Origin of the sequence: Gordonia neofelifaecis NRRL B-59395 (assembly GCF_000192435.1) — a bacterium.
GTDB classification, from domain to species: domain Bacteria; phylum Actinomycetota; class Actinomycetes; order Mycobacteriales; family Mycobacteriaceae; genus Gordonia; species Gordonia neofelifaecis.
This window is the reverse complement of the sequence record NZ_AEUD01000021.1, coordinates 34,448-60,134: the sequence shown is the minus strand read 5'-3', so window position 1 is coordinate 60,134 and position 25,687 is coordinate 34,448. Positions and strand designations below refer to the sequence as shown.

17 protein-coding genes are annotated in these 25,687 nt (G+C 69.3%); 7 read left to right on the top strand and 10 right to left on the bottom strand.

Annotated features, from left to right (window positions below):
- The first annotated feature begins 2 nt into the window (after positions 1-2).
- The gene (gene gcvP / locus SCNU_RS18260; RefSeq protein ID WP_009680901.1) at positions 3-2,876 is read left to right on the top strand and encodes an aminomethyl-transferring glycine dehydrogenase; all 2,874 of its coding nucleotides are present in this window, start codon (positions 3-5) and stop codon (positions 2,874-2,876) included.
- Positions 2,877-3,028: 152 nt separating this feature from the next.
- Positions 3,029-3,667 carry a dihydrofolate reductase family protein gene (locus SCNU_RS18255; protein WP_009680900.1) on the top strand — a complete coding sequence of 213 codons (639 nt, stop codon included), beginning with the start codon at positions 3,029-3,031 and terminating at the stop codon, positions 3,665-3,667.
- A gap of 81 nt (positions 3,668-3,748) precedes the next feature.
- Here the strand turns inward: SCNU_RS18255 and SCNU_RS18250 are convergent, their stop codons facing one another.
- The 8 genes from SCNU_RS18250 to SCNU_RS18215 form a co-directional block, all read right to left on the bottom strand.
- Complete coding sequence (locus SCNU_RS18250; RefSeq protein WP_009680899.1) at positions 3,749-4,927, bottom strand: substrate-binding domain-containing protein; 1,179 nt, start codon at positions 4,925-4,927, stop codon at positions 3,749-3,751.
- A 125-nt stretch (positions 4,928-5,052) separates the two neighbouring features.
- A complete protein-coding gene (locus SCNU_RS18245) occupies positions 5,053-7,221 on the bottom strand; it encodes a malate synthase G (RefSeq protein ID WP_009680898.1) in 2,169 nt (722 codons plus the stop codon).
- A gap of 114 nt (positions 7,222-7,335) precedes the next feature.
- Positions 7,336-8,208: a hypothetical protein gene (locus SCNU_RS18240; RefSeq protein WP_009680897.1), complete on the bottom strand. Its 873-nt coding sequence runs from the start codon at positions 8,206-8,208 to the stop codon at positions 7,336-7,338.
- Entirely contained in the window at positions 8,209-9,303 is a 1,095-nt protein-coding gene (locus SCNU_RS18235; protein WP_420795031.1) for a hemolysin family protein, read from the bottom strand.
- Positions 9,278-10,666, bottom strand: a complete 1,389-nt coding sequence (locus tag SCNU_RS18230; protein WP_009680895.1) for a hemolysin family protein — start codon at positions 10,664-10,666, stop codon at positions 9,278-9,280. The genes SCNU_RS18235 and SCNU_RS18230 overlap by 26 nt, the downstream gene beginning before the upstream one ends.
- A gap of 9 nt (positions 10,667-10,675) precedes the next feature.
- Positions 10,676-12,112: a GMP reductase gene (guaB1, locus tag SCNU_RS18225; protein ID WP_009680894.1), complete on the bottom strand. Its 1,437-nt coding sequence runs from the start codon at positions 12,110-12,112 to the stop codon at positions 10,676-10,678.
- Positions 12,113-12,143: 31 nt separating this feature from the next.
- Positions 12,144-13,082 carry a M56 family metallopeptidase gene (locus SCNU_RS18220; protein WP_009680893.1) on the bottom strand — a complete coding sequence of 313 codons (939 nt, stop codon included), beginning with the start codon at positions 13,080-13,082 and terminating at the stop codon, positions 12,144-12,146.
- Between the two features lie 39 nt (positions 13,083-13,121).
- Positions 13,122-13,514, bottom strand: coding sequence for a BlaI/MecI/CopY family transcriptional regulator (locus tag SCNU_RS18215; RefSeq protein ID WP_009680892.1), 393 nt, complete (start codon positions 13,512-13,514; stop codon positions 13,122-13,124).
- Between the two features lie 287 nt (positions 13,515-13,801).
- Here SCNU_RS18215 and SCNU_RS18210 point away from each other — a divergent pair, with 287 nt between their 5' ends.
- Entirely contained in the window at positions 13,802-14,224 is a 423-nt protein-coding gene (locus SCNU_RS18210) for a PaaI family thioesterase (RefSeq protein ID WP_009680891.1), read from the top strand.
- A gap of 65 nt (positions 14,225-14,289) precedes the next feature.
- Here SCNU_RS18210 and SCNU_RS18205 read toward each other — a convergent pair whose 3' ends face one another.
- Together SCNU_RS18205 and SCNU_RS18200 are read right to left on the bottom strand one after the other, a co-directional pair.
- Positions 14,290-15,717 carry an NAD(P)/FAD-dependent oxidoreductase gene (locus SCNU_RS18205; protein WP_009680890.1) on the bottom strand — a complete coding sequence of 476 codons (1,428 nt, stop codon included), beginning with the start codon at positions 15,715-15,717 and terminating at the stop codon, positions 14,290-14,292.
- Positions 15,718-15,833: 116 nt separating this feature from the next.
- On the bottom strand, positions 15,834-16,451 hold the full coding sequence (locus SCNU_RS18200) for a GNAT family N-acetyltransferase (protein WP_009680889.1): 618 nt from the start codon (positions 16,449-16,451) through the stop codon (positions 15,834-15,836).
- A gap of 129 nt (positions 16,452-16,580) precedes the next feature.
- Between SCNU_RS18200 and SCNU_RS18195 the strand changes: the two genes are divergently transcribed.
- Genes SCNU_RS18195 through recD form a run of 4 tightly spaced genes read left to right on the top strand, consistent with a single transcriptional unit; the run spans position 16,581 to position 25,666 of the window.
- Positions 16,581-17,012, top strand: coding sequence for an acyl-CoA thioesterase (locus tag SCNU_RS18195; protein ID WP_009680888.1), 432 nt, complete (start codon positions 16,581-16,583; stop codon positions 17,010-17,012).
- A 40-nt stretch (positions 17,013-17,052) separates the two neighbouring features.
- On the top strand, positions 17,053-20,418 hold the full coding sequence (recC, locus tag SCNU_RS18190; protein ID WP_009680887.1) for an exodeoxyribonuclease V subunit gamma: 3,366 nt from the start codon (positions 17,053-17,055) through the stop codon (positions 20,416-20,418).
- Positions 20,415-23,786, top strand: coding sequence for a UvrD-helicase domain-containing protein (locus SCNU_RS18185; protein WP_009680886.1), 3,372 nt, complete (start codon positions 20,415-20,417; stop codon positions 23,784-23,786). The genes recC and SCNU_RS18185 overlap by 4 nt, the downstream gene beginning before the upstream one ends.
- Positions 23,783-25,666: an exodeoxyribonuclease V subunit alpha gene (gene recD, locus SCNU_RS18180; protein ID WP_009680885.1), complete on the top strand. Its 1,884-nt coding sequence runs from the start codon at positions 23,783-23,785 to the stop codon at positions 25,664-25,666. The genes SCNU_RS18185 and recD overlap by 4 nt, the downstream gene beginning before the upstream one ends.
- The last annotated feature ends 21 nt before the right edge of the window (positions 25,667-25,687 follow it).

Here is a 25,687-nt window from a genome sequence, read left to right as displayed (position 1 = left end):
TCGTGTCGACCCCTGCTTCTGAGTTCTCCCAGCGTCACCTCGGCCCCGACGCCGACGAGCTGACCACCATCCTCAACGTCCTCGGCGTCGCCTCGCTCGACGAGATCGCCGCCAAGGTGGTTCCCGCGTCGATCGCCGACGGACTCGGGGCGGACGGCTACGCGCCGGGCCTGGACGCACTGCCCGCCCCGCTCAGTGAAGCGGAGGCGACCGCCGCGATGCGCGCCCTGGCCGACCGCAACGTGGTCGCACGGTCGATGATCGGGCTCGGCTACTACGACACCCATACTCCGGGCGTCATCAAGCGCAACGTCCTCGAGAACCCCGCCTGGTACACCGCGTACACGCCGTACCAGCCCGAGATCAGCCAGGGCCGGCTCGAAGCGCTGCTCAACTTCCAGACGATGGTGTGCGATCTGACCGGCATGGAGGTTGCGAACGCCTCCATGCTCGACGAGGCGACCGCCGCCGCCGAGGCCATGACCCTGCTGCGTCGCGCGGGCAAGTCCAAGTCCAACCGTCTGGTCGTCGACGCTGATCTGTTCCCCCAGACGCGTGCCGTCATCGAGACGCGTGCCCTGCCGCTGGGCATCGAGGTCGTGGAAGCCGCACTCGACTCCGCGGTGGCCGACGCCGGACTGCCGGACGGCGACTTCTTCGGCATCATCGTTCAGACGCCGGGCGCGTCCGGCCGCATCACCGATCTCGGTCCGATCATCGAGGCGGCGCACGAGCGCGGCGCCCTGATCGCCGCCGGCGTGGATCTGCTGGCCGCCACCCTCATCACCCCGCCGGGAGAGCAGGGCGCCGACGCCTGCTTCGGCACCACTCAGCGGTTCGGCGTGCCGATGGGCTTCGGCGGTCCGCACGCCGGCTACCTCGCCGTGCACACCAAGCGGACCCGGCAGTTGCCGGGCCGACTGGTCGGTGTGTCGAAGGACGCCGACGACAACGTCGCCTACCGCCTGGCACTCCAGACCCGCGAGCAGCACATCCGGCGTGAGAAGGCCACCAGCAACATCTGCACCGCACAGGTGCTGCTGGCGATCATCGCCGCGATGTACGCGTCGTACCACGGTCCGGCCGGACTCAAGGCCATCGCCGAGCGGGTGCACGGCCACGCCGCCGGCCTGGCCGACCGGCTCGCCGGCGCGGGCTTCGACGTCGAGCACGCAGCCTTCTTCGACACCCTCACCGTGCGGGCCGCGGGCAAGGCTGCGGCGATCGTCGCGGCGGCCAAGGAACGTCACAACATCAACCTGCGGCTCGTCGACGCCGATCGCGTCGGTGTCGCGTGCGACGAGAAGACGACCGCGCAGGACGTCCTCGACGTCCTCGATGCGTTCGGCGCGGCCGAGGCCGCTCCGTCGACGTTCAGCGTCGCGATCGCGAACCGCACCAGCGACTATCTGACTCATCCGGCATTCCACCTGCACCGCACCGAGACCGCGATGCTGCGATACCTGCGGATGCTGTCCGACAAGGACATCGCGCTCGACCGCAGCATGATCCCACTCGGCTCGTGCACCATGAAGCTCAACGCGACCACCGAGATGGAGCCCATCACCTGGCCCGAGATCGGCGGGCTGCACCCGTTCGCCCCGCTCGGTGACAGCGAAGGCATTCGCGATCTGATCGGCCGGCTGGAGAGTTGGCTGGTGGCGGTCACCGGCTACGACCGCGTCAGCCTGCAGCCGAACGCCGGCTCGCAGGGCGAGTACGCCGGGCTGCTCGCGATCCGCCGCTACCACCTCTCGCGAGGCGACGACGCGCGCGACGTCTGCCTGATCCCGTCGAGCGCGCACGGCACCAACGCGGCGTCCGCTGTGATGGCGGGCCTGCGCGTGGTCGTGGTCGCGAGCCGAGACACCGGCGACGTCGACATCGACGATCTGCGCGCGAAGATCGACAAGCACCGCGATGAGCTCGCGGGCATCATGATCACCTACCCGTCGACGCACGGTGTGTTCGAGCACGAGGTCACCGAGATCTGCGACGCCGTCCACCAGGCGGGCGGACAGGTGTACGTCGACGGCGCCAACCTCAATGCGCTGGTCGGTCTGGCACGTCCGGGGCAGTTCGGCGGCGACGTCTCGCATCTGAACCTGCACAAGACGTTCTGCATTCCGCACGGCGGCGGTGGTCCGGGTGTCGGCCCGGTCGCCGTGCGCGAGCACCTCGCACCGTTCCTGCCCAGCAACCCGCTGGCGTCGGAACTGCCGCAGACCGGCGTGACCATCTCGGCCGCGCCGTACGGTTCGGCGTCGATCCTGCCCATCACCTACGCGTACATCGCGATGATGGGCGCGGAAGGCCTGCGGACCGCGACGCTGACCGCGATCGCCTCCGCCAACTACATCGCGCGCAGGCTCGGAGACTACTACCCGGTGCTCTACACCGGTGACGGCGGCTGGGTGGCGCACGAGTGCATCCTCGACCTGCGCGAACTGTCGAAGGACAGCGGCGTCTCCGTCGACGACGTCGCGAAGCGCTTGGCCGACTACGGCTTCCACGCGCCGACGATGAGCTTCCCGGTCGCGGGCACGTTGATGGTGGAGCCCACCGAGAGCGAGAACCTCGCCGAGCTCGATGCCTTCATCGACGCGATGATCGCGATCCGCGGCGAGATCGACAAGGTGTCCGACGGTACCTGGGCGGTCGACGACAACCCGCTCGCCGGAGCCCCGCACACCGCGGAGTGCCTGGTGGGCGAGTGGTCGCACGGTTACGACCGGCTGACCGCGGTCTACCCGAACGGCCTGCCGTCGTCGGGCGCTCGTGCCAAGGTGTGGCCTGCCGTCCGCCGGATCGACGGCGCTTTCGGCGACCGCAACCTGGTGTGCAGCTGCCCGCCGATCGAGGCCTTCGCCGAGTAGGCCCCGGGTCGGTCCCCGGCTGATCGAGAACCTTCGCCAGGTGCCTGTGCCGTTGATCGTGACCACCAGATGGTCACGATCAACGGCACAAGCACTCCTCGTGCAGCGCACCCGGGTCGACTAACGTTGGCGGCACCGACAGGAAGGCCGCGATGTCCAAGGTCCGTGTTCACAACCTCAACATCTCGCTTGACGGGTTCAGCGCCGGCGGAACCGTCACCTACGACAAGCCGATCGGTGAGGCGTCCCGCCTGTTCGATCACTTCGACGGCCGCGTCATCTGGGGCGTGCACGGCATCGGCGGCGAAGCGATCCGCGCCGACCACATGCTGACCAGCGCCTGGAACCAGGGGATCGGCGTCGAGATCATGGGACGGCGCAAGTTCGGCCCGCAGACCGGCCCATGGGGCGACGACGACTGGCGCGGATGGTGGGGCGATGAGCCGCCGTTCCGGACGCCGGTGGTCGTACTGACGCACCACGAGCGTGCGCCGATCGAGTTCGAGAACGGTACCGTGTTCCACTTCGTCGACGCGCATGCGGCGGAGGCGCTGGAGTTCGCGCGAGGACTCGCCGACGGCGATGTTCGGCTCGGCGGCGGACCCACGTCGATCCGAGAGTTCCTGCAAGCGGACCTGGTCGACTTCATGCATCTGGTGACCGTGCCGGTGGTCGTCGGTGCCGGCGTGTCGATCTGGGACGGCTGCGCGGACTTGCAGGACCGATTCGACGTGGAATCGGTGACGACCGGCAGCGGCCTCACTCACCAGCTGTGGAACCGGAAGCGCTGAGGGGCTCGATGCGGCGGTCTCGATGCGCCTCGTCGCTGCGCTCCTCGGCTTACTCGACCGGCCTGAAGGGGCCGCCCGTGCCTACAGCGCCGCGGCCGGGTAGACGATCTTGCTGACGGCTACCGAGGCGGCCGGTTCGGGGAGCGGCATCTGGTCGGTGACCTCGCCGAAGCCGATCGTCGCTGTCGGTGCGGGCAGCGGGCCCGAACCGCGGAATCCGGCCCTGGTCAGGATCTCCATCTGCGGAGGCTTGCGCGCAAAGGTGATGAACTGCGAGATCGCGTCGCTCACGTGCGCCGGAACGAGTGGTCCGGCCAGCTTGACGACCGGGTAGTCGGCGACCGGAGTCGGGCCCTTGGGGGCGACCGCCGCGACGCGGGCCGTCTGATCGTCCTTCGTGAGAACGTACAGATGCTGTTCGGTGACGGAGACGGCGCGAACCGGCGCGTCCGCCGGATCGGTGGTGTCCGCGATGGACCTGACCGCGGCGTCGATGGAGCCGTCGCCGACCTTCGGCGGCGCCGACATCAGCTGATCGAGAGCGCCGACGACCGGTGGCGACTGCGCCTGGGCGAGGGTGAGCGACTGCTGCGTCGGCACGGTCGCAGCCGCGACGGCCTGGGCGCCGAGCGCGGTCGCGTCGGACTGCGGACCGGTCGGCATGGCGATTCGCATCGAGCCCCACGACGCCCTGCCGTACTGTGCGAGCGACCGTGCCTTGGTCTGGTCCGGGAGTTCGGCCCAGGCGATCTGATCGGCGCCCGCCTTCGCGATCTCGGGCTCCATGGCGAGACGGATCGGCGACGACACGAGCGACTCCGGCTGCCCTTGCAGCGCATCGGGCTTGGCGGTCTGCAGGGCCGCCGACCAGATCGACGACTCGGGAATCCACGCCGCGGGGAACTCGCCGTAGGTCTGCGCGTCCCAGTCCTTCGCGGTCAGGCCCTCGAGAGTCGCGCGAGCGTCGGCTGGCCGGACCTCCACGGTGATGCAGTGATCGCGGACGATGGGCTTGGTGGCGTCGAAACTCTCGGCGATCTTCTGCAGTCCGGGGGCGATGGCGGGATCGGCGAGCACGGACACCTTGGCCGGGCCGTCGAGGCATTCGCTCGCGGCCACCGGCTGCTCGTCGTCGATCTGATCGCCCAATTGACGCCACGCGGTGACGATCCCGGCGACCAGAATCAGCGCGAGCGCGAACGCCACCAACGGGCGACTGACGTAGTGCCGACTGCGTTCACCCGAATTGTGCTTCGCCACTGGTCGTCCCTTCCTCAGGCGATTTCCGTTCACATGCCAGGTCGATACACGTTCACCGGGAAGACGCACCGAGCCCGGACCGAGATTCCGGTCCGGGCTCGGTGGTCTACACCTTCTCGTGTATATCAGGCGTTGGCGGCCTTGTACTCGCGGCGCGCGGCGTGCAGCAGCGGTTCGGTGTAACCGCTCGGCTGCGACGTGCCCTTGAGGATCAGATCCTTGGCGGCCTGGAACGCGATGTTGCCGTCGAAGTTCGGAGCCAGCGGACGGTAGTCCGCATCGCCTTCGTTCTGACGATCGACGACCGGAGCCATGCGCTCGAGTGCGGCGACGACGTCGGCCTCGGTCACGACGCCGTGGCGCAGCCAGTTGGCCATGTGCTGGCTCGAGATGCGCAGCGTGGCGCGATCCTCCATCAGTGCCACGTCGTGGATGTCGGGCACCTTGGAGCAGCCGACTCCCTGATCGATCCAGCGGACGACATAGCCGAGGATCGACTGGCAGTTGTTGTCCAGTTCCTCGCGCTTCTCCTCGTCGCTCCAGTTCGGGGTCGGGGAGAGCGGGATGGTCAAGATGTCGTCGACCGACGCCGGGTCGCGCTTGGCGATGTCGTCCTGACGCTCGAAGACGTCGACCTCGTGGTAATGCAGAGCATGCAGGGTCGCGGCGGTCGGCGACGGCACCCACGCGGTGTTCGCGCCTGCCATCGGATGACCGATCTTCTGCTTGAGCATGTCGGCCATCAGATCCGGCATGGCCCACATGCCCTTGCCGATCTGCGCCTTGTGCTGCAGGCCCGCGTGCAGGCCGGTGTCGACGTTCGAGTCCTCGTAGGCGTTGAACCATGTCTGCGCCTTGATCTCGGCCTTGCGGACGAACGGTCCGGCCTCCATCGAGGTGTGGATCTCATCGCCGGTGCGGTCGAGGAATCCGGTGTTGATGAAGACGACACGCTCTGAAGCGGCCTTGATGGACGCCTTGAGGTTCACCGACGTGCGGCGCTCCTCGTCCATGATGCCGACCTTCAGCGTGTTCTTCGGCAGGCCGAGGACCTCCTCGACGCGACCGAACAGCTCGCTGGTGAAGGCGACCTCGTCGGGGCCGTGCATCTTCGGCTTCACGATGTAGATGGACCCGGTCCGCGAGTTCTGCAGGCCCTCCGAGCTCATGCCGTGGATGCCGATCGCCGAGGTGACCAGCGCGTCCATGATGCCCTCCGGAACCTCGTTGCCGTCGGCATCGAGGATGGCGGGGTTGGTCATCAGGTGCCCCACGTTGCGAACGAACAGCAGCGACCGTCCGTGCAGCTCCACCTGGCCGGAGCCGTCGGGGGAGGTGTACGTGCGGTTCTCGTTCAGTCGTCGGGTGAAGGTCTTGCCGCCCTTGCTGACCTCTTCGGCGAGATCGCCCTTGTTCAGGCCGAGCCAGTTGTGGTAGCCGAGGACCTTGTCCTCGGCGTCGACCGCGGCGACCGAGTCCTCGAAGTCCATGATCGTGGTGACCGCGGACTCCACGGCGACGTCCTTGACGCCCGCGGCGTCGGTGGAGCCGATCGGCGACGCGGCGTCGATCTGGATCTCCAGGTGCAGGCCGTTGTGGCGCAGCAGGATCCCGGTCGGCGCGGCGGCGTCGCCGGTGTAGCCGGCGAACGCGGTCGGATCGGCCAGGGCGGTGGTCTGACCGTCGCCGAACACGGCGACGACGTCGCCGTCGACCACGGTGTACGAGGTCACGTCGGCGTGGCTGCACTGCTCGAGCGGCACGGCCTTGTCGAGGAAGGCCTTGGCGAAGGCGATCACCTTGTCACCGCGGACCTTGTTGTAGGAGCGGCCCTTCTCGGCGCCGTCGGTCTCCGGGATCGCATCGGTGCCGTAGAGCGCGTCGTACAGCGAACCCCAGCGGGCGTTCGATGCGTTGAGCGCGAAGCGGGCGTTGAGGATCGGTACCACCAGCTGCGGGCCCGGGATGTTCGCGATCTCGTCGTCGACGTTCTCGGTGGTGATCTCGAAGTCTTCGGGGACCGGCACGAGGTAGCCGATCTCGCTCAGGAAGGCTTTGTACTCGGCGAAGTCGACGGTGTCGTGGTCGCGGTGCCAGGCGTCGATCTTGTCCTGCAGCTCCTGCCGGACCGCGAGCAGCTCGCGGTTGCGCGGAGCGAGGTCGTTGATCACGGCCGCCGCGCCTGCCCAGAACTTCTCGGCGTCTACGCCCGTACCGGGAAGGGCCTCGTTGTTGACGAAGTCGTACAGGACCTCGTCGACCTGCAATCCGTTGACGTTGACGCGTTCGGTCATGGCAACCTTTCCTTTGCGAAGTGCGTGTTGCGGGAACGTCGACCGCGTGCCGAGATGTTCCGGGGCGCGGTCTGCCCACAATCATCCATGTTACAAGGGGTTACCAGCGAGTATTTATTCGAGGTCCGCTGCTGTGAGCAGCTCGTCGCAGGTTGTGACCAGGGCCTCACGCAGTTCCGCGCCGCGGCGGGCGAGTGCGGCCTGCTCGCGCACGTACTGTGCGCGCCCGTCCGGGGTCTCGATGGGAACGGGCCGGTATCCGTACTCGGCGAGGTCGTACGGGCTGGCTCGCATGTCGAGTTCGCGGGCGTGGAGCGCCAACTCGAAACAGTCCGCGAGCAGTTCTCCCGGGACCAGCGGGGTCAGCCGCAGGGCGTATCGATACAGGTCCATGTTGGCGTGCAGGCATCCCGGCTGCTCGTTGTCGATGGCCGCGGCGCGGGTCAGCGGGGTCGCGTTGAGCGGCACCGCATCATCGGTGAAGAAGCGGAAGGCGTCGAAGTGCGTGCATCGGATGGGGTGAGCGCGCACCACGGCGTCGGTGCCCGCCGATCCCAGTCGCAGCGGCACCTCGTGCCGGGTCTCGTCGGTCCGGTAGACCATCGCCCACTCGTGCAGCCCGAAGCAGCCGAAGCGGGGTGCGCGGCCGGCCGTCGCCCGGGCCATCGCGACGGTCGCGGTCAACAGTGAACGACGTGACGACAGATGATCCCGCGTGACGCGTGCGGTGCCGTCGCGGTCGACGTGGTACCCACGCAGGCCGTCGTACCGCTGCCCCTGCGCGAGCCCGGCGCCGTAGCCGGGATGCCACCGCGTGACCTGTCCCGGCCGCGCGGAGTAGTAGGTGAAGAGGAAGTCGATCACCGGATGTTTGCGGCCCTGTCGCCGAGCGGTCGAATACGGTTCGATCAGCGACTCGATCCGGTCCCGGTGGGCCCGGGCGCGCGGCATCCACTCGGCGTGCGGAAGGACGAGGTCGGCGGACATTCAGATCCGGTGCGTCGAGTCCCGCAGGTCGCCGACGAAGGCCTCGGCGAGGTCGGCCAGTGCGATCACCCCGACGATCGCGCCCGCACCGTCGACGACAGCGCCGAGATGCGCGCTGCTTCGGCGCAGGACCACGGCGGCCTCGTCGAGCGGGGTGGTGGCGTCGACCTTCGGCAGGGGACGGATCTGGTCGACGCCGATGAGGGACTCCGGGCCGACGGATTCGTCGAGGATGTCGTCGAGGACGTCCTTGATGTGCAGATAGCCGATGAGCGAGCCGTCGAGCCCGCGTACCGGGAATCGGGAGTAGCCGGTCTCGCGAACCGCTCGCTCCACCGAGCCGAGGCGGGGTCCGAGGCCCCCGGTCGCGGCGTCGAGCTGGACACGCACGCTGCGGACCGTCGTCAACGGGATCATCAGCTCGGCGACGGTCCGCTCGACGGTCGTCAGCGCGCGGGTGAGCCGCTCGTGCTCGTCCGCGTCGAGCAGACCGAGCTCGCGCGACTCGCCGATCATGTCGGCGAGCTCGGCTTCGTTGACCGTCGAGGCCAGTTCGTCCTTCGGCTCCACGCCCATCGCCCGCAAGGAGATGTTGGCGAGTGCGTTGTAGAACCAGATCAGTGGGCGAGCGATCCGCATGAAGACCAGATGCACCGGAACCACCAGCATCGCGACGGTCTCGGGGCCGGCGAGGGCGATGTTCTTCGGGACCATCTCGCCCATCAGGATGTGCAGCACGACCACGATCGCGAGGCCGACGGCGAACGCGATCGGGTGCAGCAACTCGCTCGGCACGTGCAGGAACTCGAGCGGCGCGCTGATCAGGTGCGCGATGGCCGGTTCGGCGACGCGGCCGAGGAGGATCGAACAGATCGTGATGCCGAGCTGTGAGCCCGCCAGCATGAGCGAGAGGTGCTCGGAGGCCTCGATGACCGTCCTGGCGCGCTTCTTACCGCTCTCCTCGAGCGCCATCAGCCGGTCGCGACGCGCGGCGATCAGTGAGAACTCGCCGGCGACGAAGAATGCGTTCGCCGCCAGCAGTACGACCGTCAGCAGGATTCCCCACCAGTCACCCACGATCGGCCTCGTCTCCATCGGTCTTCGCGGTGCCGTCGATCACCGTCATCCAGACCTTGTCGACGCGGCGCTGGTCCATCTGGACGACCGTCGCACGCCAACGCGGTTCGGGATCGTCGAACGTTGATTCGCCGCCGGCCTCGCGCTGAGGGAGATCGACGACGTCTCCGGTCCGCGGAATGCGGCCGAGGCAGAACATCACCAGGCCGCCGAGCGTCTCGTAGCCGCCCTCGGGTGCGCGATAGCCGATGCCGCTCTGCAGTTCGTCGAGCCGCAGCAATCCGGAGCAGCGGAAGCCGTTGCCGACCGGGGTCACGTCGGACTCCTCGACGTCGTGTTCGTCGGTGACGTCGCCGAGGATCTCCTCGACGATGTCCTCGGACGTGACGAGACCGGCGGTGCCGCCGTATTCGTCGATGACCACGCACACCTCGAGACCGTTCGACGAGATCCGGTCCATCAGCGAGTCGCTGTCCAGGCTGTCGGGCACGCGCGTGATCGGCCGTGCCAGCGATCGCAGGGAGGTCGTGGCCAGACTCTGCGGGGGCAGAGTGAAGGCTTGCTTGATGTGAACGACGCCGACGAGATTATCGAGGTCCCCACCCTCGGCGATCAGGAAGCGCGAGTGGCCGGTGCGCGACGCGGCGGCGATGAGATCGCGTACCGAGTCGGAGGGTTCCAGTGACTCGATCCGGACGCGCGGGGTCATCAGGTCCTCGGCGGTCAGCTCGCCGAATCGCAGGGAGCGGTCGACGAGCACCGCGGTGTCCGGGTCGAGCGCGCCACGCAGGGCCGAGTTGCGGACGAGCGCCGCCAGCTCGGCGGCGGAGCGAGCGGACCCCAGTTCCTCGGTCGGCTCGATGCCGAGCCGGCGGACGAGCGCGTTCGCCGCACCGTTGAGCCCGTTGATCGCAAGCCGGAAGAACGACGAGAACACTGCCAGCGGGCCCGCGGTGGCGCGGGCGACCGCGAGCGGCTTGGTGATCGCGAGATTCTTCGGGATCAGCTCGCCGAGCACCATCGACAGCGAGGTCGCGATGATGAGCGCCAGCGCGAGCGAGATCCCGCCCGCAACACCCTCGGGGATCCGCATCGCTTCGAGGACCGGCCCGATGAGCGTGTCCAACACCGGCTCGGCGAGATAACCGGTGATCAGCGTGGTGATGGTGATGCCGAGCTGGGCACCGGACAACTGGAACGACAGTGAGCGGTGCGCACGGTCGACGGCCCGTGCGCGACGGTCGCCGCGACGTGCGACGTCGCCCGCGATGGTCGAGCGTTCGAGCGCGGTGAGCGAGAACTCGCCTGCGACGAACAGCGCGGTACCCAGCGTGAGCGCGATGAACCCGGCCAGGCTCGCGATGATGATGAGAATGTTCACCGGGGCGGATCACCACCCGCCCGGCAGCGGGCGGCCCTCGGCGAATCCGGCGGCGGACTGAACGCCCAGAACCACCTCGTCGTGCAGTTCCTGCAGGGTCGACGCGCCGGTGTACGTAGCGGTGCTCCGGACTCCGGAACAGATGTGATCGATCAGGTCTTCGACGCCGGGACGTTCGGGGTCGATGCGGATGCGCGAGGACGAGATGCCCTCCTCGAACAGCGCCTTGCGCGCACGGTCGTAGGCGGCGTCGGCCGAGGACCGGGCGGCGACCGCGCGCTTCGACGCCATGCCGAAACTGACCTTGTACTCGCCGGACGCGTCGGTGCGCAGGTCTCCGGGCGATTCGTAGGTCCCGGCGAACCAGGAGCCGACCATCGCGTTCGAGGCCCCCGCGGCGACGGCCAGGGCGACGTCGCGGGGATGGCGGATTCCACCGTCGGCCCAGACGGCGGCACCGTGCTCGCGAGCGACGGCGGCGCATTCGGCGACAGCCGAGAACTGGGGGCGACCGACACCGGTCATCATGCGGGTGGTGCACATGGCACCCGGACCGACGCCGACCTTGACGATGTTCGCACCCGCGTCGATCAGGTCGAGCGTTCCGCGTGCGGACACCACGTTGCCTGCGGCCAGCGGGACGCCGAGGTCGGCGTCCGCGATCGCGGCCAGCGCGGTGAGCATCTTCTCCTGGTGTCCGTGGGCGGTGTCGACGACGAGCAGATCCGCGCCGGCGTTCACGAGACCGCGGGCCTTGCCGAGCACGTCTCCGTTGATGCCGACGGCGGCGGCGACCCGCAGGCGCCCGCTCGCATCGACGTTGGGCCGGTAGATTCCCGCGCGCAGTGCGCCGAGCCGTCCCAGCACGCCGGCGAGTGCGCCCGATTCATGGGTGAGGACGGCGAGGTCGGCGTTCGCGTCGACCAGCGCGTCGAACACCACCCGCGGATCGGTGTCCGCGGGCAGCACCACCGGCATCGGCTCGGCGGCGGAGGCCAGGTCGGTGAACAGGTCGACCTCGTGGCCCGGCGCGGTGCGAGCGACGAGGCCGATCGGCTCGTCGCCGTCCAGGACCACCGCGTAGCCGTGCGAGCGCTTCGGGATCAGCGCCTGTGCGTGCGCCATCACGTCGTTCGCCGACAGCGTCACCGGGGTCTCCGCCACCAGGTGCCGTGCCTTCACATAGCCGATGGTCTGCGCGGCGACGTCCAACGGGACGTCCTGCGGCAGCACCACCAGCCCGCCGCGGCGTGCCACGGTCTCCGCCATGCGCTTGCCCGCGATGGCGGTCATGTTCGCCACCACCAGTGGAATCGTGGTTCCGGTCCCGTCCGAGGTGGCCATGTCGACGTCGAACCGGGAGGTGACGGCCGAGCGGTTGGGGACGATGAAGACGTCGTCGTATGTCAGGTCGTAGTGGGGTGCGTGGCCGTCCAGGAAGCGCACGGGGAGCCTTTCACGTCGGTCTCGAGTCGGTTCAACTGTGGGAGATCAGGCGGCTGAGCTCAGTGAGCCAGGGGATGGCGACGGCCATCGTCGGGATGATGAGGATCGCCGCGGCCAGCGTGTATGCGGTGACGGAGATGGTCCGGGCCGAATGCAGGTAGGCGAGGCGACGGACGCGGACCAGGGTGGTCGGTCCGCCGACGGCCATGGCTCCGCGCGGGGCGGTGGCGTCGGCGCAGGCGACGAGCGCGCGACCGAGTGTGGTCGGTGTGGTGGCGCGTGCGGCCTGATCGTCGGCGAGGGCCTCGGCCAGCAGTTCGACGGACCCCAGCGCGGACTTGGACCGGACGAACCGGGGGAACGCTTCGTGGAGTGCGATGAAGGCCTCGAGGACGAGGTCGTGCCGGGCGCGTAGGTGGGCGCGTTCGTGTTCGATGACCGCGGCGAGCTCGCGGTCGTCGAGCCGGGCCAGCACGCCCTCGCTGAGCACCACGCGGCGTCGAAGACCCGGGAGGCAGTAGGCGAGCGGCGCCGGGACGTCGAGGATCCGGATGTCGCGTCCCGCTTCGAGACGGCGGTCGACGTTGTCGACGAGGTCGATCAACTGGCGGTGGGCGTTCCGGCGGGCGCGTGTGCGGATTCCGACTCGAAGCACCGTGTACATGAGTCGCGCGCCGATCAGCAGGGTCACCGCGAACACTGCGACGTACACGGTCCAGAGGAACCAGCCCAGGCGGTGGATCTCTTCGAACGGATTGCTCGTCGGTGCGCCGTCCGGGCCGGGCGACAGCAGGTTGGCAGCGATGGCGAGTCCGGTGCTGAAGGCCGACAGGACGGCGGCCAGCGCGATGGACTGCCAGAGCGTCATGGCCGCACGCGGCGCATACAGCGGCCAGGTGGCACGTGAGAGAGCGGAGGGGATCGGTCCGACCAGGGCGATCGTGAGGATGCCGAACAGCAGCGCCGTCATGGCCCTCCTCGCTTGGTCGGTGGTCTCAGATCAGGGTAGTCAACGATGGCTGGGGCGCGTGGCTTCCAACTCGTCGAGTGCCTCGCGGAGTGCTGCCGCCTCATCGGCGCCGACACGTCCGACGAAGGAGACGAGTGCCGCGTGGCGAGATCCGGGCGCGTCGGCCGAGCTCAGCGCGTCGACCATCAGCTTGGCGACCAGATCCTCTCGCGGCGAGGTCGCGGTGTACTGGTGCGCGCGGTCGTCGCGGATCTGGGTGACCAGGCCCTTCTTGGTGAGACGCTGGAGGACCGTCATCACCGTCGTGTAAGCGAGAGTCCGGCTCTTGGCCAGCTCGGCATGGACCTGGCGCACCGTCTGCGGCGTCGCCGAAGCCCACAACGTGTCCATGACCGCACGCTCGAGGTCACCCAATCCGTTCATCTTCTTCATCTTACGTCGGCTTCCTGTCTTCTCGGCTTCGGGTCGGTCACACCGCCTCGGGAATGCTCCCGTGACCGTTCACGACTGTGCAACGTACGGCGGCGTGTAGTAGTTCCCGCCGCGGCGCCGGCGGATGTTTGACACTGGACTAAGGGTAGCCTACATTCAGTTGCAAGGATCGCGAGAGAGTCCTGAGGGCTGCAGAGACCCCCGATCCGCGGCGGTGGCCCCCGTGTTCGAGGATGAACGCGGGGGCCACTGGTGTGTCGTCTTCGGGTGGTGGCAAGGTGCAGAGCATGGATACTCCCGCACACGCGCTCGATGCGACCGAGGCTCGCGGCCTCGACAAGCTCCTCGGATTCACCGTGACGCACGCCGACGGCGAGGGGGTGCGCGGCACTCTCGACATCTCCGAGATCCACCACCAACCGTTCGGGATCACGCACGGCGGCGTGTACTGCGCGCTGGCGGAGAGCGCCGCGAGCATCAGCGCCTACTGCTGGCTGCAGGAGACGGGGATCGGCGGATCGGCGGTCGGGGCCAACAACTCGACCGACTTCCTTCGGCCGGTCGCCGGCGGCGTGCTGTCGGTGTCAACGACGCCGATTCACCGCGGCCGCAGGCAGCAGCTGTGGCAGGTCGACATGACCGATGCGGACGGCAAGCTCGTCGCGCAGTCACGCGTGCGGCTGCAGAACATCGAGATGCCGACCGCCTGAGCGCGCTGCGCAGAACGATTCGAGCGCCTCGCCGTAACGGCGAGGCGCTCGATCTGTGCCTTGTGTCAGCCGGCGTCGTTCGCCTGCTGACCTCCTTCTTCGGCTTTCGCCGCCTCAGCGAGTCGGAGGCGTTCGAGATACGACAGCTCGGTCAGCGCCGAGCGCGCATAGACCTGCTGCTCGGTGACGGCGAGCTGGGTGCGTCCGCGCGAGTTGAACGCGAAGAACCAGTTGATGATGGTGTTCAGCCGATTTCGGAAGCCGACCAGATACACCAAGTGGAGGGCGAGCCAGCCGAGCCAGGCGATGTAGCCCTCGGTCTCGAACTTCTTGCTGGTGCCCGGGATCGGGACCTGCATCACGGCGCTGAACCGTGAGACCGTGGCCATCGAGCCCTTGTCGAAGTAACTGAACGGCTTGCGCTGATCGGGAGTCTGTCCCTTGCGCATCTCGGCGAGGATCGCGTCCGCTGCGTAGCGACCGCCCTGGATGGCGCCCTGCGCGACTCCGGGAACGCCGTCGACGGCCATCATGTCGCCGACCACGAACACGTTCGGGTGGCCGGGAATCGTCAGGTCCGGCCCGACCTGCACGCGGCCGGCGCGGTCGAGTCGGGTGTCGGACTGATCGGCGAGCACCTTGCCGAGCGAACTCGCCTGAACACCGGCGGACCACACCTTGCACTGGCTCTCGATGCGCCGGGTGGACCCGTCCTTCTCCTTGACGGTCAGTCCGTCGTAGTCGAGATCGGTCACCATGGCACCGAGCTGGACGTCGACGCCCAGGCTCTCCAGGCGTCGCTTGGCCTTCTCGCCGAGCTTCGGGCCGAACGGCGGAAGCACCGCGGGCGAGGCGTCGAGGAGGATCACCTTGGCGTCGGTGGGGTCGATGTTGCGGAAGGCGCCCTTGAGGGTCTTCTCGCTCATCTCGGCGATCTGGCCTGCGAGCTCGACGCCGGTCGGTCCCGCGCCGATCACCACGAACGTGAGGAGCTTCTGCTGCTCGGCGGGATCGTCGGACAGCTCGGCCTGCTCGAAGGCGCCGAGGATGCGTCCGCGGAGTTCGAGCGCGTGATCGATCGTCTTCATACCGGGTGCGTACTCGGCGAAGTGGTCGTTGCCGAAATACGACTGGTCGGCGCCCGCGGCGATGATCAAGTCGTCGTACGCGGTCTCGGTGACCCGCTCCAGGAGCTGGGACCGGACCACCTGGGTCTTCAGATCGATGTCGAAGACCTCGCCGAGAAGGACGCGGGTGTTCTTCTGCTTGCGGAGGACGACGCGGGTGGCCGGCGCGATCTCACCTTCGGCGATGATGCCGGTCGCCACCTGATAGAGCATCGGCTGGAAGAGGTGGTGGGTCGTCTTCGCGATGAGCGTCACGTCCACGTCGGCCTTCTTGAGGCGCTGCGCCGCGAACAGGCCGCCGAAGCCGGAGCCGATGATGACGACCTGACGGCGGCGGCGCAGGCTGGTGGCAGGGCTGCTGGTCATTGAATCTCTCCTGGGTATGGGTTCAATCGACGAGGTGTAGCGGATCGTGCGCGTCGGTGCCCGATGCTGCGGTCGAAGCCGGACCGGGCCCTCCGACCAACGGTAGTCCGCCGCGCTCAGGCGGTCATCTCGGCCGTCCCGGGTCCTCGCGGTCGATGCCTGCCCGGCCGGGCGGCCGCCGCGGGCAGCCGGTTACGTCGCCAATCGGCCCGGATCACCTCGTACTCCACGTCGTGCCCGATGAACGCGTCGTCGAAGTGCTCGGGTCGCAGATGTTCGGTCGCCAGCCGCATGCCGAGCTTCTGCATCACGCGCTGCGACCGCACGTTGTCGGGGTGCGTGCTCGCGAAGATCCGTTCGGTGTCGGTCGTGGTGAACGCGACGGTGATCAACGCCGTCGCCGCCTCGGTGGCCAGCCCCCGGTGCCACGACTCGCGCTGGAGCCGATAACTCAGCTCGAGTTCGGGAACCGCAGAGTGCCGGGGGACTCGCAGCCACACCCAGCCGGCGAACCGCGCGGTCCGCCGGTCGAAGGCGACCCACAGCCCGGTTCCGTGGTCGCGGAACTGGGCTTGCGAGCGCGGAATCACCCAGTCGGTGATCGTCGCGGCCGACGTCGCGGCCCCGCCGGTGACGAACTGCATCACCGCGGGGTCGGTGTCGAGCCGGTGGAGGAGCGGGGAGTCCTCGGGCAGCACCGGCCGCAGCCGAAGTCGTCGAGTCCCGATGTCCACCAGGGGAGTGTATCGGCGACGTCCGACGATGCGTCGCCACTCGGGTCGCGTCGGCGAGGCGCGGGTTCGGCGACGCCGGGCCGACATCCGGCGGGCGGCGGTGTCGGAGGTGAGCGATATGGTGCACGCATGTCCGACTCACCGTTCGTCGTCGAGATCCAGTTGCGCTGGGGCGACATGGATCCGCTCAGCCACATCAACAACGTGCAGTTCGCGCGTCTCCTCGAGGAGGCACGAGTGCGCACCATGCACGCCTGGTTCCCGAAGGACGAGCGACAGCTGGGCTTCCTGATCGCCCGCCAGGAGATCGAGTTCGTGACACCGCTGCTCTATCACCACGATCCGGCGCAGATCGAGATCTGGGTGTCGCGGATCGGTGAGAAGTCATTCGACTACGGCTACCGGATGCGGTCGCCGCACGGTGAACTGACGGCCCTGGCGGAGACGACCTGCGCCGTCATCGACAAGCAGACCGGGCGTCCGGCGCCGATCCCCGAGGCGATTCTGGCGGGCCTGCGCAGGCACACGGGCGACGAGGTGGAGTTCCGCCGACGCCGGTGAGACGCACCGCCGACGGCCGGAGACGAGAAGGAGACCGACAGTGCTGACCGTGCATCGTGCCGAACAGGCGGGGCAGTTGGTGGATGCGCTGGCGCAGACGCTTCGGACACCGCTCCGGGACCCGATGCAGACCGAGGTCGTGGCGGTGCCCGAGCGCGGGGTCGAACGCTGGCTCCGGCAGCAACTGTCGACCCGCCTCGGGACCGGCATCGGCACCGACGGCATCGCAGCGAACATCGCCTTCGACTCGCCGGCGTTCCTGCTCCGGCAGGTGCTCGACGCGACCGCGGCCGACCCGGACGCGGCGGAGAGCTGGTTCGCCGATCGGCTGCGCTGGCCCGTGCTGCGAGTGCTCGACGCCAACCTCGAGGATCCGCGGCTGAAGGTGCTCGCAGCGCACGTCGCGGGCCGAGAGGGAGACGGGCTCGCGCGCGGCGGTCGCCTGTCGACGGCGTCGACCATCGCCGGGCTGCTGAGTTCGTACGGCTGGCAGCGTCCGTCGATGATCGCGCAGTGGGCCGAAGGCGCGGACACCGACGGGGCCGGCGAGCCGCTGGCCGAGCACCTTCGCTGGCAGCCGTGGCTCTGGCGCCTGGTCCGTGACGAGGTCGGACACCCGCATCTGGCGGAGGAACTGCCGCGGGTGGCCGAACGACTCCGCGAGGAGCCCGCCGCGGTCGCGCTTCCGGATCGTCTGGCACTGTTCGGGGCGACGCGGATTCCGGCGACTCTGCGGACGGTTCTCGCGGCGCTGTCGGAACGCCGCGAGGTCGCCCTGTATCTGCCGCACCCGTCACCGGAACTGTGGACCGCGGTGGCGGCCGCGGCACCCGATGCCGGCGTGCGGCCGCGGTCGGCGCGCACCTCGGTGCGCGTCCGGCATCCGCTCCTCGCGAGCCTGTCTCGCGACGTTCAGGAGCTGCAGGAGGTGATCGCGCCGGCGGTGCGCGAGAGCGTCCATCACGCGGCGACCGGCGCGACGTGCGGCACGTTGTTGTCCGCACTCCAGGACGGCATCCGCCGGGACGACCCGGGCCCGGCGGCGACCGCAGCGGACGGCAGCCTGGAAGTGCACGCATGCCACGGCCCGCAGCGCCAGGTCGAGGTGCTGCGCGACCGTCTGCTGCACCTCTTCGACGCCGACCCCACGTTGGAACCGCGCGACGTGCTCATCATGTGCCCCGACGTCGAGGCCTACGCGCCGCTGATCGGCGGCGTGTTCGGGCAGTCGAGCAGGAGTGGTGACCACCCGGCGTTCTCGCTGCGGGTCCGATTGGCCGACCGCGGAATCCGCAGGCAGAACGCCGTGCTCGACGTCCTGGCCCGGGTACTCGACCTCGCGGCCGGACGGGTGCGGGCCGGCGATCTGCTGGACCTGGCCGCAGCCGAGCCCGTCCGTCGGCGGTTCGGATTCAGCGACGACGACGTCGACACCATCACCGGCTGGGTTCAGCGGTCGGGCATCCGGTGGGGAGTCGACGACACTCAGCGGCAGCGGTTCGGTCTCGGCGGGTTCCCGCAGGGGACGGTCCGCACCGGTCTCGACCGGATCCTGCTGGGCGTCGTCGCTGAGGAGTCGGAGAACGAATGGCTGGCGACGGCCCTGCCGTTGTCGGGCATCGATTCCACCGACACCGATCTGGCCGGCCGATTCGCCGAGTTCGCCGATCGGCTCACGGCGACGCTGGGAACGGTGTCCGCGCGGCACACCACGCACGAGTGGCTCGAGCTGCTGATCCGCGCCGTCGACCTGCTGACGGACACCGACTCCGACACGGAATGGCAGCGCGCGCAGACGGTCGGCATGATCACCGATGCGCTGACCGTCGGCGGCGAGGCTCAGGCGTCGGAACTGGAACTGGCCGATCTGCGAGACCTGATGGGGCAGCTGCTGCGCGCGCGGCCGACCCGGTCGAACTTCTGCACCGGCGAGCTCACCGTCTGTTCGATGGTGCCGATGAGGTCGGTGCCGCACCGCGTGATCGTCGTGCTCGGCATGGACAGCGGGGCGTACCCGCGTGCCGGAGCGCTGGACGGCGACGACATCCTGCAAGTGGTCCCGATGGTCGGCGAGCGACACGTCCGCGATGAGGACCGCCAGGTCTTTCTCGATGCGATCTGCGCGGCTTCGGACAACCTGCTCGTCTTCTACACCGGAGCCGACGCCCTCACCGGGGCGCAGGTGCCGCCCGCGGTGGTCGTCTCCGAACTGCTCGACGCGGTCCGCCGAGTTCTCGGTCTGCACACGGGGGACCCGGTGCCGGTGCTGCATCGTCACAGCCTGCACGCCTTCGACGAGCGGAACTTCGTCGTCGACGGGACCGGCCCGTTCAGCTACGACGCCGCGCTGCTTCCCGGGGCGAGGGCGCTCAGCGAGTTGGCCCGCTCCCGGGCGCGCGGGCCCGCCGTGCCGGTGATCGCCGACGAGTCGCTTCCGCCGACCGACCTCACCGGCGACCTGGACCTCGACGAATTGATCAGCTTCTTCGCCGCACCGGTCGACGGTTACGCGAGGCAGCGACTCGGTGTCGGGTTGCCGGACGAGACGGACGAGCACCGCGACGAGTTGGCCGTCGAGCTGGACGGCCTGGAGCGCTGGGGGGTCGGCAATCGGTACCTCGGAGCACTTCTCGGCGGAGCTGACGCCCGCGCCGCGCAGGGCGCGGAACTGCGACGGGGAAGCCTGCCGCCGTTCGCCTTCGGCGCCCGCGAGTTCGGTCCGATCCGTGACAAGGCGCAAGCGGTGGCGACTGCCGCGCACGGCTATCGCAGCGACGCCGCCGACGCCGTCGACGTGCGGGTCACGCTCGCCGGCGGTCGTCGACTGTACGGAACCGTCGGCGACGTCTTCTCCGGCCGACTGGTGCCCGTGGCCTATTCGCGACTCGGACCGAAGCATCGTCTCGCCGCATGGATTCGGCTGCTCGCGATCGCGGCCGGATCCGACGAGACGGTGGCCGAGGCGATCGTCATCGGAAGCGCGTCGGGACGCTATCCCTCGGCGAAGGTCAGCAGACTCAGCACGCCGTCGGAGGCGACCGATCTGCTGAACCTGCTCGTCGCCGTCCGCGACGCCGGTCTGACCGCACCGATCGGCCTCACCCTCGACGCCGCGGAGGCCGCCGCGTCGGAGTTCACGAGATCGGGGTCGCCGGACAAGGCGCTCCGGCGTGCGGAGTGGGCGTACAAGAAGTCGTACGCGGACGGCAGCGGTTACGCCGGTCTGGTCTTCCACGGAGACCCGGATGCACCGGTCGACTTCCCGACGCTGCGTCGTGCGGTGCCCGCCGCGGAGTCGTTGGCGAGCATCGGCGCCTGGTTGCCGGGCGACGAGTCGACCGACATGTACATCCGTCTCGCCGCGGCCCTCTTCGGTCCGCTGCGCATGCACGAGGAGGATCGATGACCGTCGATCACGGCGCCGTCGCCTTCGACCTCACCGGTCCGCTCCCGGACCGGACCCTGGTGCTGGAGGCCAGCGCGGGCACCGGCAAGACCTACGCGATCGTCGCTTTGGCCGTGCGCTACATCGCACACGGGGTGCCGGTCGCCGACCTGCTGATGGCGACCTTCTCGAACGCGGCCTCGGCGGAGCTGCGCGACCGGACGCATTCGCGCCTGACCGAATGCGTCTCCGCGCTGGCCGATCCCGAGGCGGCCCGGACGTCCGACGACGATCTCGTCGCCTTTCTCGCCGACGCGGACGTCGCCGAGGTCGTCCGTCGGCGCGAGTATCTGACCGACGCGCTGTCGGACTTCGATGCGGCGACGATGGCCACCACGCACACCTTCTGCAATCGGATGCTCGCCGTGCTCGGCTTCCTCGGCGGCCGCCAGCAGCAGTTTCCGATCTTGGAGAACGTCGACGAGATGGTCGCGGAGATCGCGCGCGATGCATACCTCTCACGGTTCTCCGGCGACCCCGACAACGCCCCGTCCTACGCGGAGGTGGAGCAGATCGCCGTCGCCGCGGTGCGCGATCCGGCAGCTGTCCTCGCACCGGATCGGGAGGACGAGCGGACCGACGAATCCGACATCCGGGTGTGGATGGCAGAGCAGGCGCGCAAGCACACTGCGATGCGCAAGCGGTTGGCCCGGATTCGGACGTACGACGACCTGCAACAGGCGTTGTACGAGATCGTCACCGATCCGGATATCGGCGACGAGGCGTGCCGACGGATCAGGGAGCAGTTCTCCGCGGTGCTGATCGATGAGTTCCAGGACACCGATCCGCAGCAGTGGGAGATCGTCAAACGCTGCTTCCACGGTCATCTGCCGCTGATCCTGGTCGGCGACCCGAAGCAGTCTATCTACGCCTTCCGCGGTGCCGAGGTGCTGAGTTATCTGAACGCCGTCGAGGCGGCGGGCGAGCAGCGCAGGCTGACGGTGAACTGGCGGTCGGACGCGGCGGTCGTCGACGGGCTCGCGGCGATCTTCGAGGGGTCGACGCTCGGTCACCGGCAGATCGCCTACCAGCCGGTGCAGGCGCGACGCGCCGGCTCGCGGGTGCACGGTGCGCCGGCGGTCCGCATCCGCGGATTCATGCGGGGCGACTTCACCACGTTCACCCAGGACGGCACCGCGCCGCTCGTCGCAGAGGTTCGCAGCCGCGTGACAGAAGACGTCGCCGACGACCTGGCCCGGCTGCTGAACAGCGACGTGACCATCGACGACGGCGGTCGGACGCGCCCGGTGAGACCGGGTGACGTCGCCGTCCTGTTGCGCGCCAATCGCACGATCGCGCCGCTGCAGCAGGCGCTCGGCGATCGCGGCATCGCCTCCGTCGTCACCTCGGGGACCTCGATCTTCGCGACGCCCGCGGCGCGCTACTGGTGGTACGTCCTGTCCGCCATCGACACGCCGTCGCGTCAGCCGCGGGTGCGGCTGGCCGCCTTTACGCCGATCATCGGGCTGTCGGCCACGACCCTCGAGCGTCAGGGCGACACCGGCGTCGGCACACTGTCGGGACAGCTGGCCGAACTCGGCCGGGTGTTCGTCGACGGCGGTTTCGCGGCGATGGCCGCCCGGCTGTTCGGTCAGTTCGGCACCGCCGAGCGGCTTCTCGGGATGGACGGCGGGGAGCGACTGCTCACCGACGTTCTCCAGATCTCGGAATTGTGCAACCGTCAGGCGTCCGACACCTCGGCCGGGATCGCCTCGCTCGTCGACTGGCTGGGCGGGCAGATCGACGACGGGGCGCAGTGGGGCCAGCAGCGGGACGCGACCCGCAGGCTCGACCGCGACACCGAGGCGGTTCAGATCATGACGGTGCACGCGAGCAAGGGGCTGGAGTTCCCGATCGTCTACGTCCCGTTCGGGTGGGACGGTGCCAGCCACCCCAACCCGGCGACCTTCCTGTTCCACGAGGACGATCGGCGTCATCTCGACGTCGGCGGCAAGCAGGCTCGCGGCTACGCGCGCCGAGACCGTCAGTCGCGGATCGAGGGCGCGGGTGAGGACCTGCGACTGCTGTACGTGGCGGCCACCAGAGCACGGAGCCAGGTGGTGCTGTGGTGGGCACCCAGCACGACCACCGCGCGTGGCGCGCTGCACCGACTGCTGTTCACCGCCGAGGACCGTCGGATCGCGGCGCGATCGGGAGAGATCTCGCCGATACCCGAGACGGTGCCGATTCCGCCGATCGACTCCGACTGCGTCGCAATCCTCCGGGGCGTGGCCGCGGCGAGTCCGTCGGTCGTCGTCGAGCCGGCGGCCCGGACCGGCCGTGTCGAGTGGCGACCGCCCGCGCCGAGCGCGACGTCGCCGATCCTCGACGTCGCACGGTTCGGGCGGCGGATCGACCAGCAGTGGCGGCGGACGTCGTACTCGGCGATCGTCGCTGCGGCGCACGCGGCCGTTCACGCCGAGACGCCGCCCGCTGCGGCGACGGTTCAAGCGGGCAGCGAGCCGGAGGACGTCCATCGGCCGGACGAACCCGACGACGCGGGCCTCGCCGCGCCGGGCGCGGCGTCCGCCGAGATGACCGGGCCGCCGTCGTTGATGAACGGACTGCCGTTCGGCGCGGCATTCGGCACCCTGGTCCACGAAGTGCTCGAGCACGTCGACACGTCGTCGGCGGATCGGGACGAACACGTCCTCGCCATGTGCCGGCAGGGCGCCGCCGCGCGGGCCGTCGACATCGACGTCGACGTCCTGGCGCGCGCCCTCGTAGGCGTCCTGACCACACCGCTCGGCTTCGGCGATCTGTGGAGCGTTCAGCCGAGCAGACGGCTGGCAGAACTCGACTTCGAACTGCCGTTGTCGGCGGAGGGCGGCGGATTCGGCCTCGGTGCCGTCGGCGATCTGCTCGCGCGGCATCTGCCCGCAGACGATCCGCTCGTCGCCTACTCCGACTCAGTGCGGACCGTCTCCTCGGAGACCTTCAGCGGATATCTGACCGGCAGCATCGACTCGGTGCTGCGGACCGACGACGATCGATTCGTGGTGGTCGACTACAAGACGAACCGGCTGCGTGCGGGCGACCTGTCGGTCGAGGACTTCGACCGGGAGTCGATGGCCGCGGAGATGATGTCCGCTCATTATCCGCTGCAAGCCCTGTTGTATTCGGTCGCATTGCACCGCTATCTCCGCTGGCGGCTCGCCGACTACCGGCCGGAGCGTCATCTGGGGCCGGTGCAGTATCACTTCGTGCGCGGGATGGCCGGGCCCGAGACTCCTCCGGGATGCGGGGTGTTCGAGTGGAACCTGCCGTGGCGACTGGTGGTCGAGATGTCGGATCTGTTGGCCGGACGAACCGAGGGAGCGACGCCGTGACGACATCCGAACACCATGCGCAACACGTCGCGTACGGCGCCGACCGGCTGACGGCGTTCAATGCGGCGGGGGTGCTCAGCGCGGCCGACGTGCACGTGGCCCGGCGGGTGGCGGCGCTGTCCGGTGCACCGGTCGACGACGACGTGCTGCTCGGCGCGGCGCTCGCCGTCCGCGCGGTCCGGACCGGCTCCACCTGCGTCGAGTTGGATCGGATCGAGGAGCTCGCACCGCCGACGCCCGACGGCGCGGAGCCGCTGTCGTGGCCGCGACCCGGCGCGCTCCGCGAGGCGTTGACCGCGTCGCCGCTCGTCGTCGGCGCACCCTCCGGCCCGCTGCGTCCGCTGGCACTGGCCGACTCCGACGAGGGGCCGTTGCTGTACCTGCGGAAGTTCTTCCGCCAGGAGCAGAGCATCCGTCGCATTCTCGACGAGCGGGCGGCGAGTCGGCCGGAGGTGGATCCGGCCGTCCTCAGCGCCGCGCTCGACATCGCGTTCGGCGACGGCGACGCGGGCGGCTACGACCGCCAGCGCGCTGCCGCGGCGCTGGCTGCGACATCGTGGACGACCGTCCTCGCCGGCGGACCCGGCACCGGGAAGACCTACACGGTGGCCCGGATCCTCGCGGTGATGGAGACGCTGTTCGGCGGCGACCTCCGCATCGGACTGTGCGCCCCGACCGGTCGCGCGGCCGCCCAGCTCCAGTCGGCCATCGGGGAGTACCGGCGGGAGCATCAGACCCTCCGCAGTGACCCGGTCGCAGTGACGGTGCACCGGCTGCTCGGTTCGCGGCCGGACGGCACGTTCCTGCGCGGGTCCGGCAACCGATTGCCGTTCGACGTGGTGGTCGTCGATGAGACGTCGATGCTGCCGGTGACGATGATGTGCCGCCTGCTCGAGTCGCTGCGGGCCGACACCCGGCTGATTCTCGTCGGCGATCCGCACCAACTGGTGTCGGTGGAGGCCGGTGCCGTGCTCGCCGACCTGGTGGACCGTGATTCCACGTCGCACGTGCAGGCGGAACTGCCGGACGCCTTCGTCGCGACCACCTCGCTCGACTCGGCGGACTTCGATCCGGCCGAGGAGTCGTCGCTCGGTCGCGGTGTCATCACCCTGCGTCGCGGACACCGGTACGGCGACCGCATCGGTGAGGTCGCCGAGGCGGTCAACGCGGGCGACGCGGACCGGGTGCTCGAGCTGATCGGTGCGGGCGCCGGATCCGACCACCCGGTGCGACTGATCCCGCCGGACGCCGACGACAGCGTTCGCCGCGAGGCGGTCGAGTGGGCTCGAAGCCTGCGCGAGGCGGCCCACGCGGGCGACGCCCACGCCGCGGTCGTCGCGCTCCGTGGACACCGGGTCCTCTGCGCGCATCGCGACGGCGCATACGGCGTCGCCGGCTGGTCCAGGCGGGTCGTCGGGTGGATCGCCGACGATCTCGGCGGCGGCCTCGGCGCCGACCGCTGGTACCCGGGCGAGCCGCTGCTGGTCACCGCGAACGATCGCGCGCAGGGCGTCTACAACGGCGACTCCGGCGTGGTGATCGCCGACGGTCAGGGGGTGGCCGCGGTCTTCGAGCGCGGCCACGAGATCAAACGACTGCACCCGAGCCAGCTGGCGGACGCGGTTCCGGTGTACGCCATGACGATTCACCGCAGTCAGGGCAGCCAGTTCGGCACCGTGACGGTCGTTCTGCCGCCACCGGATGCGGAGTTGCTGACGCGCGAGCTCCTGTACACCGCGATCACCCGAGCCGAGCGGGAAGTCACCATCGTCGGGACCCCTGAGTCGCTGCGCGCCGCGGTCGGCCGCCGAGTGGCTCGCGCATCGGGACTGCGCACCGACCTCACCGAGTACGTGGCTCCGGGTGGCGGCTCCGCCTGAGTGAAGCCAGGCCGTGACGCG

Bases quoted from the DNA above. Each gene is read 5' to 3' on its own strand.
- SCNU_RS18255 (WP_009680900.1), top strand. From the start codon at position 3,029: ATGTCCAAGGTCCGTGTTCACAACCTCAACATCTCGCTTGACGGGTTC.
- SCNU_RS18245 (WP_009680898.1), bottom strand. From the start codon at position 7,221: ATGACCGAACGCGTCAACGTCAACGGATTGCAGGTCGACGAGGTCCTG.
- SCNU_RS18240 (WP_009680897.1), bottom strand. From the start codon at position 8,208: ATGTCCGCCGACCTCGTCCTTCCGCACGCCGAGTGGATGCCGCGCGCC.
- SCNU_RS18235 (WP_420795031.1), bottom strand. From the start codon at position 9,303: ATGGAGACGAGGCCGATCGTGGGTGACTGGTGGGGAATCCTGCTGACG.
- SCNU_RS18220 (WP_009680893.1), bottom strand. From the start codon at position 13,082: ATGACGGCGCTGCTGTTCGGCATCCTCACGATCGCCCTGGTCGGACCG.
- SCNU_RS18215 (WP_009680892.1), bottom strand. From the start codon at position 13,514: ATGAAGAAGATGAACGGATTGGGTGACCTCGAGCGTGCGGTCATGGAC.
- SCNU_RS18210 (WP_009680891.1), top strand. From the start codon at position 13,802: ATGGATACTCCCGCACACGCGCTCGATGCGACCGAGGCTCGCGGCCTC.
- SCNU_RS18205 (WP_009680890.1), bottom strand. From the start codon at position 15,717: ATGACCAGCAGCCCTGCCACCAGCCTGCGCCGCCGCCGTCAGGTCGTC.
- SCNU_RS18195 (WP_009680888.1), top strand. From the start codon at position 16,581: ATGTCCGACTCACCGTTCGTCGTCGAGATCCAGTTGCGCTGGGGCGAC.
- SCNU_RS18185 (WP_009680886.1), top strand. From the start codon at position 20,415: ATGACCGTCGATCACGGCGCCGTCGCCTTCGACCTCACCGGTCCGCTC.